We start from the raw sequence: 14,788 nt of genomic DNA on the forward strand, positions 1-14,788 counted from the left end.
GTCGGGGCCGGTCGACCTCGCGTCGTGCAAGACGGAAAGCAGCGCAACGATGAACAACAACAGGGGCAGAGGGCTTCAGCCCAATGCCCTCGGTACGTTCGACACCGTGGTGATGGCCATCGCGGGCAGCGCTCCGGCCTACTCGGTCGCCGCGAGCACCGCGGTCCTCGTCGGCGCCGTCGGTCTGGCCAGTCCGGCCGCGCTGCTGTACTGCGCCTTACCGATGATGGGCATCGCCCTGGCGTTCAGCTATCTCGGCCGTATCGACGTGAACGCGGGCGCCAGTTACTCCTGGGTGGGACGCACCCTGCACCCTTTTCTCGGCTTCATCAGCGGCTGGGCGCTGGTCGTCTCGGCGACCATCTTCATGGTGGCCGGTTCGCTGCCCGCCGGTTCGATGACGCTCGCCCTGTTCGACGAGGGTCTCGCCGACGACACCGCGCTGGCCACGGTGGTCGGGGCCGTCTGGTTCGTCGCCATGCTGCTGGTGGTCCTCGGCGGTGCCCGGCTCACCGTCCGCGCGCAGTTGGCCATGTCCGGTGCCGAACTCGCCGTCCTGGCACTGTTCGCCGTGCTCGCCCTCTTCCACACGGGCCACGCCCACGCCTTCGACTGGTCCTGGTTCGGCTTCGGCCACTTCGACGGAATGGCCGGCTTCGCCTCGGGCGCGCTGGTCGCCGCCTTCTACTACTGGGGCTGGGACGTCACCAGCAACCTCAGCGAGGAGACCCGCAACAGCCGTCGTACGACGGGACTCGCGGGCCTGATCGGCCTGGGCGTCGTCTTCCTGCTGTTCGAGGTGTTCACCATCGCGGTGAACGTCATCCTGTCCTCGAAGCAGATCGAGGACAACGAGGCGAACGTGCTGGGCGTGCTCGGCCAGGAGGTCTGGCCCGGCATCGGCGGCAAGCTGCTCGTCGTGGCCGTCATGCTGTCCACCATCGCCACGCTGGAGACGACGCTCATCCAGGTCACGCGCTCGCTGTTCGCGATGGGCCGCGACCGGACGATGCCGGCCGCCCTGGGCCGGGTGCATCCCCGCTGGAACACCCCGTGGGTGGCCATCACCGTGGTCGGCGGGGTGGCACTCGCGATGTTCATCGCGGCCAACTCCCTCGGCTCGATGGGCGACATCCTCTCCGACGCGATCTCGGCGATCGGTCTGCAGATCGCCGTGTACTACGGACTCGCCGGACTCGCCGCGGTCGTCGCCTACCGCAAGACGCTGCTGCGGTCGGCGGGCGACTTCGTGCTCGGCGGGGTGTGGCCGCTGTTCGGCGCCCTGTTCATGTTCTGGATCTTCTTCGAGTCGCTGGGCGAGCTGGACACCGCGGCGATCGCGATCGGCATCGGCGGGCTCGCCGTCGGCCTGGTCCCGATGCTCTGGTACTGGAGACGGGGCAGCGACTACTACCGGCCCGCACGGCTCGACGCCACCCGCGCCATCGAGGCCGAGTACGTGCCCATCGGCTCCGCCCCGTTGGGCACCCGTGTCCACGAGGGTCTCTCCACGGACTTCTGAGGAGAACCCGATGGCACGCAACCGATTCGCCCCGGACTTCGATCCCGACTGCGGGGACACCGCCCTCAGTTCCGCCCGCCACGACATCGTCATCGGCCGCTGGCAGGGTGTGCGGGACCTGCTGCGTGCCACCGGCCCGGACTGGCTCGCCCGCGGCCACCGGGTGCGGACGCTCGCGCAGGCGTGCACCGGCAGTTCGACGGCGGAGTCCTGGCTGGCCGCCGAACCCTACAGCGCCGACGCCCTGTTGCTGCGGGCCGCGACGGAGACCGCGCGGGCGTTCAACCTGGCCATCACCGCCGGACGGGGCGTGCCGATCGACCACGAACGCGTCGACGCGGCGGTGACGGCGTGCCTTCAGGCGGCCGAGGCGTACCTGGACGATCCGACGCCGTGGATCTCCCTCATCTCCGTGTCCCGGCTCTACTCGGCCGGGGTCCGTCGGCAGGAACTGGCGCGCTGGTGGGACGAGTTGCACCAGCGCGACCCGTACAACGTGGAGGGCCACCTGCAGATACTCCACTACTACTCGGCCCGCTGGCACGGCACGCACGGCCTCATGTACGACTTCGCCCGCGACGCGGCCGGCGTGGCACCGCCGGGCTGCGGGCTGCCGGTGCTGGTGCAGTACGCGCGGGTGGAGGAGTACCGCTACGCCCTCGACACCGCCCAGGGCAACCGGGCCTCGGTGAGCCTCGGTCAGCACTGGAACAACGACGGGGCGGTGAACGACGTACGCCGTACCTGGCAGCGCTGGATCATGGGCCGCCCGACGGGCGAGGACATCGAGCCCGGCGAGCTGCGCGACCTCAACTACCTGGCGCACGGCGCCTGCAACGCGGGCATCGAGGACATCGCTGTCGCGCTGCTGCGCATGGTGGGGCCGCGGGCGACCCGAACTCCCTGGTCGTACACGGGAGATCCGGAGCACCAGCTCGTCAAGTGGCGCAAGGACCTGCGGCTGCGCTCGTGAGACCTGGTCGCCGGGGTGTCGCTGCTCGACCCGTGATCGCCCCTAGTCGGCGGGCTGTTCCGCGGGCGGGGCCAGGCCCGCGGACCACTTCTCCTCGATGCGGCCGAACTTCCACACCAGCAGGGCGAGCACCCAGGTGGCGAAGAACAGGCCGACGATCACGAAGCCGATGATGTTCAGGTCGAGGCCGGCCACCCAGTCCCAGAAGAAGCCGTGCAGGTCGAGCTTCTCGGCGAGCAGGCCGAGGAGTTCGACGGTCCCGATGACGAGGGCGACGGCGACCGAGAGGCCGGTGATGGTGAGGTTGTAGTAGACCTTGCGGACCGGCTTGGAGAAGGCCCAGTCGTAGGCGAAGTTCATGAACGAGCCGTCGATGGTGTCGAGCAGCGACATGCCGGCCGCGAACAGCACCGGCAGGCACAGGATCGCGTACCAGGGCAGTCCGGAGGCGGCGCCCGAGCCGGCCAGCACGAGCAGGGCGATCTCGGTGGCGGTGTCGAAGCCGAGGCCGAAGAGCAGGCCCAGCGGGTACATCTGCCACGGCTTGGTGATCGACTTCATCACGCGGCCGAGCAGTCGGTTCATGAACCCGCGGTTGTTCAGCTGCTCTTCGAGGGCGGCTTCGTCGAAGTGGCCCGAGCGCATCCGGCGGAAGACCTTCCAGATGCCCGCCAGGATCACGAGGTTGATGATCGCGATGACGTAGAGGAAGACGCCGGAGACGGTCGTGCCGATCAGGCCGGTGACGTCGTGGAGTTGTGAGTCGTCGTCGCGGACCGGACCGGCCACGGCCTTCACGCCCAGGGAGAGCAGGAAGGCCAGGGCGAAGACGACGCTGGAGTGGCCGAGCGAGAACCAGAAGCCGACCGACAGCGGCCGCTGTCCCTCGCCCATCAGCTTGCGGGTGGTGTTGTCGATCGCGGCGATGTGGTCGGCGTCGAAGGCGTGCCGCATGCCGAGCGTGTAGGCGGTCACGCCGATGCCGATGCCGAACGACTTGGTGCCGATGCTGTAGTGCTCGGGGGCGACGATCGCGATCAGCGTGAACCAGCCGATGATGTGCAGCGCCAGCACGAAGGCGGCCATCCCGCCGACCCTGATCCACTCCTGCCGCGTCATGGAGCCACGGACGCGGTGCCAGGCCGAGCGCTTGGCCTCGGCCGGGGCGGGGAGGGGCGGAGCGGAACCAGGGGCGGCCGTCATCGGGAGGGTCTTTCCGTCGGTGGAACACGAACGGCCGCACGGAGGCAGCCTTGTGCCATGCTCCCGTACTTGCAACTCATGTGCAGTAAAGGCCGAGGCAGGCCTTTCCCATGCGCGGGGAAAATGCGAGGCAGCCGCTGGTCAGGCCGTCGCGTTCGGTCCGTCCGGTCGGTCGCTCCGCTGGTCGACCATCTCGCGGCTGAGCTCCTCCGTCTCCGTCTCGGGCAGCCGCTCGAAGCCGTCCTCGGTGATCACCGACACCAGCGGGAAGATACGGCGGTTGACGTCGGGCCCGCCGGTCGCCGAGTCGTCGTCCGCGGCGTCGTACAGCGCCTGGAGCGCGGCGAGGGCCGCCTCGCGTCGGGACATGCGCGGGTGGAAGAGCTTCTTCAGCGCGCCCCTGGCGTACGGCGAGCCGGACCCCTCGGCGTGGAAATCGGACTTCTCGTAGGGGCCGCCGGTGACGTCGAAGCTGAAGATGCGGCCCCGTCCACCGACGGGGGCCGAGGGGTCGTAGCCGACCAGGAGCGGTACGACGGCGAGGCCCTGCATGGCCTGGCCGAGGTTCTGCCGGATCATGGCGGCGAGCCGGGTCGCCTTCGCGTTGAGGGTCATCGGGATGCCCTCGATCTTCTCGAAGTGCGTGAGTTCGACCTGGTAGAGCTTGATCATGTCGAGGGCGAGTCCGACGGTGCCGGCGAAGGCGACGGCCGTGTGGTCGTCGGCGGGGTGCACCTTCTCCAGGTCGCGCTGCGCGATGAGGTTGCCCATCGTGGCCCTGCGGTCGCCGGCGATCATCACGCCGTCGCGGTAGGCGAGGGCCAACACCGTGGTGCCGTGCGGGAACCGGCCGGGCGCTGCCCGCACGCCGGGCGGCAACTGCGGGCTCATGGGCAGCAGTCGGGGCCGGTGCGCGGCCAGGAACTCGGCGAACGACGAGCTCCCGGGGACGAAGAACTCCTCCCCTAAGCGGCCTTCGGACTCACTGCGTGTCATCCAACTCCCCCTCCGCGCCGGGTCACCGGTCGATAACGGAGTCCTACCTGAAGCGGGCGTGCGCAAAACGCGGGGCCGCTCACAGCGCCTTGCGGCGGACGAGCACCCCGAGCACCACCAGTCCCGGCAGCAGCGGCAGCCACACGGTCAGCAGCCGGTAGCCGAGCACGACGGAGGCGGCCGCGGCGACCGGCGCCCCGGTGGCCGTGAGCGCGAAGGCCAGCGCCGCGTCGAGGGAGCCGAGCCCGCCCGGAGTGGGCAGCAGCGCGGCCGCACTGCTGGCGGCGAGGTAGAGCAGGGCCACACGCGCCGGGGCCAGCGGCAGTCCCACGGCCCGGGTGACGGCGATCAGGACGACGGAGTGCAGCGCGGCGAACGCCAGCGAACCACCCCACAGGGCGGCGGCCCGGTGCGGTCGCGCGTGTACGGCCCGGATGTCGGCGACCACCGCCGCGAGGGCTCTGCGGCAGCGCGGCCACAGCGGGCAGCCGGCCAGGACGACCACCGCCGCGGCCAGCGCGGGTACGAGGGCCACGAGCCAGCCGGGGACGGGCGGCAGCCGCAGGACTCCTGGGCAGGCCAGGGCGAGTGCGGCGATCAGGGCGCAGCGGACGGCGCCGGCCGCGGTCGTCTTGACGGCGAGGGCGGTGGCGGAGCGCCCGGCGGGCAGGCCGCAGCGCATGAGGAAACGCAGGTTCACCGCGCCGGCGCCGAGTCCGGCGGGCAGCAGGTGGTTGGCGGCGGTGGCGGCGAACTGCGCGGCCACCAGCCGGCCTCCTGGCAACCGCTCCCGCACCGCGCCCTGCTGGGCCAGCGCCGCGCACGCCCAGGTGGCCGCGGCGGCAGCGGCTCCGACCAGCAGCCAGCCCTCGTCGGCTACGGCCAGCCGACCCGCTCCGGTGACGACCGCGGGCCAGTGCGGCAGGGCCGCACAGGCGGCGCAGACCAGCAGGACGAGAGCGAGAACCGACTGCCAGTACAGGCGTCGGCGGGCGGGTTCGACGAGGGCGGCGTGCGTGCTGTCGGCCATGCGCCCCTCCCCGTCTCAACAAGATACGGACAAATTAACCCGTATCCGGCATGGAGGCTTCATGGGGTACCGCCGGGCGGATGACCGGTCAGTCGTGCGGGAACGAGTGGTGCTCGTGGGCGACCACCCAGCGGCCGTCGTCCTTGCGCAGACCCAGGGTGAGCCGCAGCCGCATGGTGGGGTGGTGCGCGAGTTCGTCGGGGGTGCCGCAGCGCAGCAGGGCATGGGCGTAGGCGACGTCGGTGTCCGCCATGACGTCGAGGGTGTCGATCTCGAAGCAGGCACCCTGCGCCTGCCAGTCGAAGAACGGCGGCCACGCCGCGCTGTAGGCGGCGAGCCCGTACACCCCTTCGTACGGCGGTGGCACGTCGTACATGACGAGGTCCTCCGCGTGATCGGCGAGTACGCCGGCCAGGTCGCCGCGGTGGACCGCGTCGGCCCACCGGATGATCAGGGCACGGATCCGCGCCTCGTCGTCGGGCATGGCGGGCGCTCCTTTCCTCTACGAGGGGCGACTCCCCTCGCAGAGGCTCGCCACTCCCCGATGTGTTCGAGCAGTTCGATCTCTTCGAGTGTCACACCCGGCGCTGTGCCGCTGCCTTTCGACGATCTCCGTGCCCATGCCCGCGCCCGTGCCCTGCTCCCGGAGGACCGGCCCGGTCGTGCCGGACAGTGCGCTGCCCGCGCCGGAGATCAACTCGCGGCGCGGGCAGGCGGTCGAGGGGGCTCAGGCGCGCAGGCTCAGCTCCGGCTCGGCGTCGGCGTCGCCCGCCGGGTCGCCGATCACCGCGGTGAAGGCCTCGGTGCGGACGGTCAGGCCGTTGTCGCCGACCTCGAAGGCGGGCGCGAACGGTCCTTCGGCGCCGTAGCGCACCGCGAACACATGCAGGTCCTCCGGTGCTCCGGGGGCCGGTTCCGCCTCCAGGGCCGTGGAGGACACGAGGTGCCGCCAGCCCTCGTCCGGGTTCCCGTAGCCGCGCGGATCGGCGGCCAGCGCGAAGGCCGCCAGCTCCTGGGTCAGTTCCGCGCGGGCGTCGAAGTGGTCGGCGCCCTCCGACTCCGGGTGGGTCAAGCGCAGTTCACCGGCCGACGTCACCTTCGCCTCCGCGGTCCTGCGCACCCGGTCGCCGTCGTCCGCGGCGTAGGGCAGGCCTGCCAGCAGGTACGGGGTGCCGGGCAGACGTTCCACGGCGACCGTCGTCCACAGGGCCGTGCCGTCGGTGACGTACAGGGAGCGGACGTGCCGCAGGACGTGGTCGCGGCCGACGACGGGCTTGGTGACCAGCTTGGCCGTGAGCCCGTCGGCGATCAGGTCCCGGACCCGTACCTCGCCCATCGGGCGGCAGAACAGGAAGCCGTCGAGGACCGGCCCGAAGCCGTGCTGCCGGTTGACGGCGGCGGGCAGGTAGTACGTGCCGCCGGCCTCGACCACCGAGGGAGTCATCTTGCTGTCGAAGGCCACCGACACGGTACCGGCGCGGAGTTGATGGCGGACCGGCTCCGTCGACGGGGTGCGGTGCCAGGGCGTGGTGTCCTGGATCTGCCAGACCAGCATCCACGCGAAGTGGCCGTCCACTCCTCCGTCCGGCTTGACCGCGTGCCGGGCCCAGCGGCTGTCGCCCCGGTAGCGGCCGATGTCCGCGCCGATGCGGCTGCCGAAGTAACGCAGGCCGAGGACCGACTCGAAGGCGGAGTGCTGCTCGCTGTAGCGCGGACCGCCGTTGTCGAAGCCGCCGTTGGTGAGGCGTGCGTCGATGTAGCGGGCCAGGGCTTCGCCGTCCTCCGCGAAGACGTCCTCGCCGCTGACGATGTGGGCCTGGGCGAGGAAGGAGAGGGAGATCGGGCCGTAGTTGTTGTCGTAGGCGCCGCCGTGCTCGGGCGGGAGCAGTGCGCCCCGGTCGCTGACGCGGTGGGCGCGGATCTCGTCGTGATAGAGGCTCAGCGCGCGCTCGCGGACCTCCTTCCCCTCGTCGCCGTGCAGTTGGCGGGCCAGCATCAGACCACCGACCACACAGCCGATGGCCTGGTTGCCTGCCTCCTGCGGATTGAAGAAGGTGGCCTCGGTCAGCCAACGCCAGTACCCGAGCGCCAACTGGCCCAGTTCATATCGGAGTTCGTCGTGGATGAATCTGTCGCCCAACTCAACGACATTGACCACCTGGAGCAGCGCCCACACCGTGCTCGGCCAGTCTCCGATCGGGTGCGCTCCCGGCTCCAGTACGTAACGGGCGTACGGGAGACCGGAGTCGCGCACCTTCAGGTTCGGGTAGCCGGGGTTGTCCTCCGTGAACACCCGCTCACGGAGGTGGAAGTACAGGCTGCGCAGGGCTGCCTCTGGGAGACGTGAGTCGTCAAGGCGCTGGTTGGCCAGGGCCAGCAGCGACGTGATCCCGAGCGAGGTGTCCCCGATGTCGTCGACCGCGTCGGGGTGTTCGAGGTTGCCGTTCGGCGTGATGCGGCGCAGGGCCTGCTCGACGACGTCGGCGAGGACGGCGTCGTAGGCCTCCGGGGTGTCGGGGAGGTCGTGCAGCGGACCGCGCTGGTGGAGGAGGTGCACGGGTGGGTCAGCCCTTCATGCCTGAGGTGGCCATGGCGTGGGTCGTCGGGGTCAGGAGGCGGGTGCGGGGCGGCGGGCGCGCAGTGCGAGGGTCAGTGTCTGCGGGCCGTTTCCACCGATGTAGACGCGGTTCCCGGTCGTCGCGTCGGTGCCGCCCACCACCGTGTAGTCCTGGCCCGGGTCGTACCGTAGTACGTCGCCGCGCTCCGGCCCGGCGAGGGGCTCGCCCGCCTCGACGTCGACCTCGACGCGGATCTCGTCGTCGCCGGCCCGGTAGGTCGTCGGCCCGGTCGTCAGGCACCAGCGTCCGTCGTCGATCGGTACGGCGCCCTCCACAACTCCCCCTGGCCGGAAGGTCAGTTCGAGGGCCCAGGGCACCCGCGGTCCGCTGATGTCGATCCGCAGGTCTGCGCCGTCCTCCCGCAGATCCACCTCGATGCGGGTCGTCTGGGAGACCTCGTCCCGAGGCCGGTCCGCGAAGGCCATCGCGGCCGAGAAACGTCCCTCGTCCGCCAGCCGGTAGGCGCCGTCGTCGCATCGCCAGTCCGGCGGGAGCGGTTGGTAGTAGGCGGCCGAGAGGGTCTCGGTGAGCCGGTACCGGTTGTCGGCCAGTTGGTGCATGCGGGCGGCGCGGAACGGGCCGAGGTCGAAGAAGCCCCGGGAGAGGCGGACCGCGTCGAGGACGGCCTCGCCGGCGAATAGGCGCAGGAAGGTGGGGTTGCAGGCGAGGCCCGAGCGGATGCGCCGGTGTTCGGGCACGTCCGAGCCGCCGTACAGGACGCTGTGCGCGGTGGTGGAGACGCGTGAGGCGAGGCGGGTCGTGGTGAAGTACCGGTCGCGGGGCAGGGGTTCGGGCTCCGGTGCCGGCAGCGGGCGGCTCAGGTCGGGGGTGAGGAGGGTCTCGGCGAGCAGGTTGGGGTCGTCGATGCCGTCGGCCGCCGCCCACCGCGCCGCTCGGGCGAGGTCGCCCCGGCCGGTGCGGATCGCGAGCAGCCGGTAGTGCGCCAGGTAGGCCGCCAGCGGGTACCGGTGCCTCTGGTCCTGCCGCCGCGAGTGGACGGTCTCCACCGTGCCGTCCGGCCTGATGAGGTCCAGGGTCGCGGTGAGGTTGCGTTCGACGGCGTCCCGCAGGTCGGCGCGGTCGAGGACGTCGGCCAGGAGCAGCAGCGACGGGTTGGACACATGGGAGGCGTAGACGGCGCTCCGCTCCGAGTACAGGCCCTCCGCGTCGATGTCGACGCCCTCGGCGAGCCACTGTTCGACGCGGTCGAGGAGTCGGTCGTCCGGGAAGGACCGGTGCAGCCGGGCCAGCGCCGCGCTCAGTTCCCATCGGTGGTTCGGCGTGTGCACCCCGCCCGCCAGGAGGCTTTCGGCCGCCGCGCCGGCGATGTCCGCGAGGGCGGCGGCGACCTTGCGCAGCTCCGGACCCGCGCCCTCGGCGAGGACGTGCGCGTCGCACACGTCGTTGACCGTGAACGCGGAGTCCGGGGGCGACTGGACGTTGTCGCCGCCGGCGAAGAGACCGGTGGCGGTCTGCGCGGCCCGGAGGGCGTCGAGGTGGGTCATCGTCGCGGCGACGGCCTGCTCGCTGCCGTGCAGGGCCGAGTCCGGGGAACGGTACGCCGCGATCAGGGTCTTCACCCGGCGCGCCAGAACGCGGTGGGTGACACCGGCCGGCTCCTCGTCGGGGCCGGCCGCCAGCGGGGCGGCCGACCGGTCTGCGGCGCCGGCCGCCGCGCGGACGAACTCGTGGTCGAACGGGGTGGGCACGGTCAGTCCTTCAGTCCGGCGTTGATGTCGGCGCTCATGACGTACCGCTGGAACACCAGGAAGACGAGGATCAGCGGGATCATGGAGATGACCGAACCGCCGAGCAGCACCGACCAGTTGATGTTCTGCGCCCCGACGAGGCTCTGGATGCCGATCTGCACGGTGAACTTGTTGGGGTCGTTCAGCATCAGCAGCGGCCAGATGTAGTCGTTCCAGCGCCACTGGAAGGACAGGATGGCGAGGGTCAGCATGATGGGCCGGGAGATCGGCACCATGATCCGCAGGAAGATCGACAGTTCGCGTGCGCCGTCGATGCGGGCGGCCTCGACGAGTTCGTCGGGGACCGTCAGGAAGAACTGGCGGAACATGAAGCAGCCGGTCGCGGTGAGCACGGCCGGGAGGATGATGCCGCCGAACGAGTTGTAGAGGCCGAGGTCGCGGACGACCAGGAACTCCGGGGCGAGCATGACCTCGGACGGCAGCATCGTGGTGGCCAGGATGCAGATGAAGAAGAACTTCAGCCACTTGTTGTTGTACTTGGCCAGCGCGTACCCGGTGCAGCAGCTGACTCCCACGGTGAGAATCGTCGTGATCACGCACACGAGGGCCGTGTTGATGAAGTACTGGGAGAAGTTGGCGCTGTCCCAGGCCGCCTTGTATCCCGACAGGGTGGGGTTGTGCGGAAGCACGGTCAGCGGAAGGGAGAACAGGTCGCCGGCCGGCTTGAAGGAGCTGAGGACGAACCACAGCACCGGCAGTCCGTAGAGGGCCGCCAGGATCCACAGCAGTGTCGTCGCGGGTACCGCCTGCCGGAGCCCACCACTGCGCGCACCGCGGGACCGCTTCTTGGCGGTGGCCCGTCGGGGACCGGCGTCGACCGGACGCGGCGTGTCTGTGGTTGTCATCGGTTCTCCATCCGCCGATTGGCGATCAGTTGGATGATCGCGACGGCCATCAGGATGAGCATGAGCACGAAGGACGCGGCGCTCGCGTAGCCGATCTGGCCCCGGTTGAATCCGGTCTGATAGATGTACTGGACCAGCAGGTTGTTCGACGTGCCGGGTCCGCCGTTGTTGAGGGAGACGAACAGCGGGTATTCCTTCATCGCGTTGATCGTGTTGAGCAGGATCACGATGAACGAGGTGGGCGCGATGCTCGGCAGCGTGATGCTGATGAACTGGCGCCAGGGACCGGCGCCGTCGAGCGAGGCCGCCTCGTAGTACGAGGTGGGCACGTTCTTGATCGCCGCGATGAACAGCAGCATCGAGAAGGCCGTTCCCCACCAGGCGCCGGCCATCACGACCACGCCCAGCGACAGGTCCGCGTTCGACTGCCACGCGATCGCGTTCCCGCCGAACTTCTCGATGACGTAGTTGATCAGTCCGAAGTTCTCACCGAACAGCCACCGCCACAGGACACCCACGACGATCGGCGAGATGAGCCACGGGATGAAGAAGAGGACACGGGCGACCGACGCGCCCTTGGCCTGCTTGCTCACCACCAGGTTGGCGATGAGGAGCGAGAGCACGAAGTTCAGCGGGACGACGAGCACGGTGTACAGCAGCGTCCGGAACAGCGCGTCGTAGAAGGTGGAGTCCCCGAACAGGTTCTGGTAGTTGTCCAGTCCGATGAACTGGAACGCCCCCACGCCTGTGTAGTTGGTGAAGGAGTAGACGAGCCCGATCACCGCCGGCCACACGAAGAACAGTGCGAAGAGCACGACGTTGGCCGCGATGAGGACGAGCGGCGCGACGGTGTAGGTGTTGCGTCGCCTGGGCGGGCTCCCGGACACGTCCGAGGCGCGTTTTGTCATCTTCCTGACTCCGTGCTGGTGGATTGGATTGCGGTGGGCTCACGCGATGAGCCCGGCATCGTGCGGGCGCCCGGGGCCGGGCGGCGGTGGCTGGATCCCCGCCGCCCGGCGCCGGCCCACGATCAGCCGCCGACCGCCGTGTTGTAGCCGTCCACGATGTTCTGCAGGGCCTTGTCGGCCGACTGCTGGCCGTTGATCGCCTTGCCGAGCTCCGTCTTGGTCGGGTCCTCGGTGAGGCTCTTGCCCTTCAGCACCCAGTTCGTCTGCGCGCTGTTGAAGTAGCCCGAGATCGGGGCGTAGAGCGGGATCTCCTCGTTGTAGAGCTTGAACGCCGCCTGTGCCGCGTCGGAGGTGAAGGGGTACTTCGGGTTCAGTCCGCTCTCGACCGGGAGGAACCCGGAGGCCTGGACCAGCTCGGTGTAGTTCTTCGGCTCGTAGACCCAGGACATGAACTTCTCGGCGGCGGTGGCCGCGGCCCCGTTGTTGTTGAAGCCCACCATCAGGCCGCCGCTGTTGACGTCACTGGCCTGCACCGGCTGGGCCGGGGTCGGGACGCTCGCCCAGTCGAACTTCTTGATGCTCTCCGCGAAGGCGGCCACCTGCCACACGCCGGACCAGTAGGCGACCACGTCACCGCTCTGGAACATGGCCGACGGGTCGGCGCCGCTGGTCCACACCGACTTCGGCATGACCTTGTCGTCGTTCCAGCCGACGAAGGTGTTCACGGCCTTCTTGGTGGCGGCGTCCACCGAGAACTTGCCGGAGGAGTCCGCGTGGACGTACTTCCCGCCCATCTCGTAGACCATGGCGCGCAGTCGGGAGGGCGACTGGTCGAACGTCAGGGAGTACTTGGCGCCGGTCTTCTCGCGGACCTTGTTGGCGGCCGCGATGAACTCGGTCCAGGTCCAGGTCTTCTCGGGCGAGGCCGGGACGGAGACGCCGGCCTTCTCGAACAGCGACTTGTTGATGAACAGCCCGGACGCGGTGATGTCCGAGGGAATGGCCAGCACCTTCCCGGACGAGTCCTTGGCGATGAAGTTCTGGTTGATCTTGTTGGTCTTGTTGTCGGAGATGGACTTGAGGTCGATCAGCTTGCTCGACCAGATCGGGTCCAGCGCCGGCACGGCCGCCACGTCCGGCAGGGAGTTGGCCTGCGCGGCGTTGTGCAGCTTCGTGGTGTAGCCGTCGTAGGGGACGTTGACGAGCTTGACGCTGACGCCCTGCTCCTTCTTGTACTGCGCCACGAGCTTCTTCCAGCCCGCGTCCTGCCCCGGAACCGTGGAGATCCAGAACGTCAGCGACTTGGAGGTCCCGCCCGAGCCGGAGCCCGACCCGCAGGCGGAGAGCAACAGGGCTCCTGCCGTGGCTACGGCAGCGAGAGGAACCAGGCGGCGCATGCCGCCGCGGCCGAGTCGGCGGGAGCGCCGCACACCCACAGTGGTCATCTTGGATCCCATTTCGTCGTAAGGGACGGAGCACGGCGCCGACTGGAGCGGCACGGGTGCATTTTGCTGGAAAAGTCGCATTCCGGGGGCGCGGCCTCGCCCGGCCGCATCATCCACGCGGGGTAGAGATCCCCGGCCGTCCTGGCCGTCACCGCACGGGCACGCCCTCGTGCGGTTGCCGTACGTCGTGTACGGGCTGGGAGGCTCACCCCAAGTCGGCGTCCCGACCGACTTAGAAAGCGCTTGTCCGGACATTGGCAGACCGAGTCCGAGGCCGTCAATCCTTCACCCACGCGGCTTCGGTCACGGTTTGGACTCCTCTGGCCACCGCGAGCCGGGCCGCGCCGACCACCGTGCCGCGGTCCCCGACCGTGCTGCTGACCACCTCGGTGGGCCAGCTCAGCCGGGCCAGCTCGGCCCGCACACCGGGCAGGAGCTGCGGATACGCGCCGGTGCTGCCGCCCAGCACGATCAGCCCCGGGTCCAGTACGGCGGCCACGGCGGCGGCGAGCCGGCCCACGTCGGCGGCGTGCCGGTCGACGAGGACGCGGGCCGTCTCCCGGCCCGCGGAGGCGAGGGCGAAGAGCCGGTCGGCGCTGTCCGGGACCGGGCCCTCGGCGTCCCGCCAGGCGGCCGCGGCCCGTCTCAGCAGGGAGTGCGCCCCGACGTACTCCTCCAGGGCCTCCTGACGCGGCTCACGGTCGTCGTCCCACGGGTAGGGCAGCCGCGCGAGCTCACCGGCCGCGCCGTTGGCCCCGCGCAGCACCTGGCCGCCGATGACGATGCCGAGGCCGATACCCACGCCGATCCGCAGATAGCCGAAGGTGCGCCGGCCCAGGGCGGCGCCTTCATGCAGCTCGGCGAGGGCCGCGCAGTTGACGTTGTTCTCCAGGTGGACCGGCACTCCGGGCGGCAGCGCGACCGACACCGCGTCGAAGACGGGACCGGCCTTGGCGGTCGCGGGCCGCATCCGGCCACCGGCGCCGTCCGGCGCGGTGACATCACCGACCGCGACGACGATGGTGCGCAGCGGGGCGCCGGCGGGCAGCGCGGCCAGCGCCTCGCGTACGGCGTCGACGGCGTTCTCCCGGGTGGCGGTCGCCTCGGCGAGCAGGGTGCCGTCCAGGGCGCAGCCGCGCACCAGGGTCCGGGCGGGGCCGAGATCGACGGCGAGCACGGCACCGGAGGCGGGCCCGAGACCGTATACGGCGGCGGAGCGGCCCGTGCCGCCGGAGGCGGTGCCGGAGTGGGTGGCGAGCCGGGCGGCCTCCAGTTCGGCGACGGCGGAGGACACCGTCGGCTTGGACAGCCCCGCCAGACTTGCCAGCTGGGGCCGGGTCGCGCTGCCGGCCTGCGCCAGCACCGCGAAGACCGCGCTCGCGCTCTCGGTCAGGCGGGGGGTCTCCGCCACGACGTGTTCCACAGTTCCCCCATGGGTCAGGGGCCGCGCTCCCCGGGTGTCGCGGGACGCGGCGTTCA

General features: G+C 70.3%; 12 protein-coding genes. 2 read left to right on the top strand and 10 right to left on the bottom strand.

Annotated elements, in window-relative coordinates:
• The first annotated feature begins 49 nt into the window (after positions 1 to 49).
• Entirely contained in the window at positions 50 to 1,522 is a 1,473-nt protein-coding gene (locus ACWD5F_RS07925) for an APC family permease (RefSeq protein WP_451252177.1), read from the top strand.
• A 10-nt stretch (positions 1,523 to 1,532) separates the two neighbouring features.
• Positions 1,533 to 2,495, top strand: a complete 963-nt coding sequence (locus ACWD5F_RS07930) for a hypothetical protein (RefSeq protein ID WP_451252179.1) — start codon at positions 1,533 to 1,535, stop codon at positions 2,493 to 2,495.
• 42 nt (positions 2,496 to 2,537) lie between these two features.
• Here the strand turns inward: ACWD5F_RS07930 and ACWD5F_RS07935 are convergent, their stop codons facing one another.
• From ACWD5F_RS07935 to ACWD5F_RS07980, 10 genes are all read right to left on the bottom strand, one after another.
• Positions 2,538 to 3,698: a HoxN/HupN/NixA family nickel/cobalt transporter gene (locus ACWD5F_RS07935; RefSeq protein WP_451252181.1), complete on the bottom strand. Its 1,161-nt coding sequence runs from the start codon at positions 3,696 to 3,698 to the stop codon at positions 2,538 to 2,540.
• Positions 3,699 to 3,839: 141 nt separating this feature from the next.
• Positions 3,840 to 4,694 (bottom strand): proteasome subunit beta, encoded by an 855-nt coding sequence (gene prcB / locus ACWD5F_RS07940; RefSeq protein ID WP_451252182.1) that lies wholly within the window; start codon positions 4,692 to 4,694, stop codon positions 3,840 to 3,842.
• A gap of 79 nt (positions 4,695 to 4,773) precedes the next feature.
• Positions 4,774 to 5,724 (bottom strand): lysylphosphatidylglycerol synthase domain-containing protein, encoded by a 951-nt coding sequence (locus ACWD5F_RS07945; RefSeq protein WP_451252184.1) that lies wholly within the window; start codon positions 5,722 to 5,724, stop codon positions 4,774 to 4,776.
• A gap of 88 nt (positions 5,725 to 5,812) precedes the next feature.
• Positions 5,813 to 6,208, bottom strand: a complete 396-nt coding sequence (locus ACWD5F_RS07950; protein WP_451252186.1) for a YybH family protein — start codon at positions 6,206 to 6,208, stop codon at positions 5,813 to 5,815.
• A gap of 243 nt (positions 6,209 to 6,451) precedes the next feature.
• On the bottom strand, positions 6,452 to 8,281 hold the full coding sequence (locus ACWD5F_RS07955; RefSeq protein ID WP_451252188.1) for a hypothetical protein: 1,830 nt from the start codon (positions 8,279 to 8,281) through the stop codon (positions 6,452 to 6,454).
• Between the two features lie 51 nt (positions 8,282 to 8,332).
• Entirely contained in the window at positions 8,333 to 10,051 is a 1,719-nt protein-coding gene (locus tag ACWD5F_RS07960) for a hypothetical protein (protein WP_451252190.1), read from the bottom strand.
• A gap of 2 nt (positions 10,052 to 10,053) precedes the next feature.
• Positions 10,054 to 10,956 carry a carbohydrate ABC transporter permease gene (locus ACWD5F_RS07965; protein ID WP_451252192.1) on the bottom strand — a complete coding sequence of 301 codons (903 nt, stop codon included), beginning with the start codon at positions 10,954 to 10,956 and terminating at the stop codon, positions 10,054 to 10,056.
• Complete coding sequence (locus ACWD5F_RS07970; protein WP_451252194.1) at positions 10,953 to 11,864, bottom strand: carbohydrate ABC transporter permease; 912 nt, start codon at positions 11,862 to 11,864, stop codon at positions 10,953 to 10,955. Before ACWD5F_RS07970 ends, ACWD5F_RS07965 begins: the two co-directional genes overlap by 4 nt.
• A gap of 122 nt (positions 11,865 to 11,986) precedes the next feature.
• Complete coding sequence (locus tag ACWD5F_RS07975; RefSeq protein WP_451252196.1) at positions 11,987 to 13,309, bottom strand: ABC transporter substrate-binding protein; 1,323 nt, start codon at positions 13,307 to 13,309, stop codon at positions 11,987 to 11,989.
• Between the two features lie 277 nt (positions 13,310 to 13,586).
• Entirely contained in the window at positions 13,587 to 14,720 is a 1,134-nt protein-coding gene (locus ACWD5F_RS07980; RefSeq protein ID WP_451252198.1) for an ROK family transcriptional regulator, read from the bottom strand.
• Between the last annotated feature and the right edge of the window lie 68 nt (positions 14,721 to 14,788).

Source organism: Streptomyces sp. NPDC002499, from assembly GCF_053595415.1.

Coding starts and splice junctions, on each gene's coding strand:
- ACWD5F_RS07925 (WP_451252177.1), top strand. CDS start 50: ATGAACAACAACAGGGGCAGAGGGCTTCAGCCCAATGCCCTCGGTACG.
- ACWD5F_RS07930 (WP_451252179.1), top strand. CDS start 1,533: ATGGCACGCAACCGATTCGCCCCGGACTTCGATCCCGACTGCGGGGAC.
- ACWD5F_RS07935 (WP_451252181.1), bottom strand. CDS start 3,698: ATGACGGCCGCCCCTGGTTCCGCTCCGCCCCTCCCCGCCCCGGCCGAG.
- prcB (WP_451252182.1), bottom strand. CDS start 4,694: ATGACACGCAGTGAGTCCGAAGGCCGCTTAGGGGAGGAGTTCTTCGTC.
- ACWD5F_RS07945 (WP_451252184.1), bottom strand. CDS start 5,724: ATGGCCGACAGCACGCACGCCGCCCTCGTCGAACCCGCCCGCCGACGC.
- ACWD5F_RS07950 (WP_451252186.1), bottom strand. CDS start 6,208: ATGCCCGACGACGAGGCGCGGATCCGTGCCCTGATCATCCGGTGGGCC.
- ACWD5F_RS07965 (WP_451252192.1), bottom strand. CDS start 10,956: ATGACAACCACAGACACGCCGCGTCCGGTCGACGCCGGTCCCCGACGG.
- ACWD5F_RS07970 (WP_451252194.1), bottom strand. CDS start 11,864: ATGACAAAACGCGCCTCGGACGTGTCCGGGAGCCCGCCCAGGCGACGC.
- ACWD5F_RS07975 (WP_451252196.1), bottom strand. CDS start 13,309: ATGACCACTGTGGGTGTGCGGCGCTCCCGCCGACTCGGCCGCGGCGGC.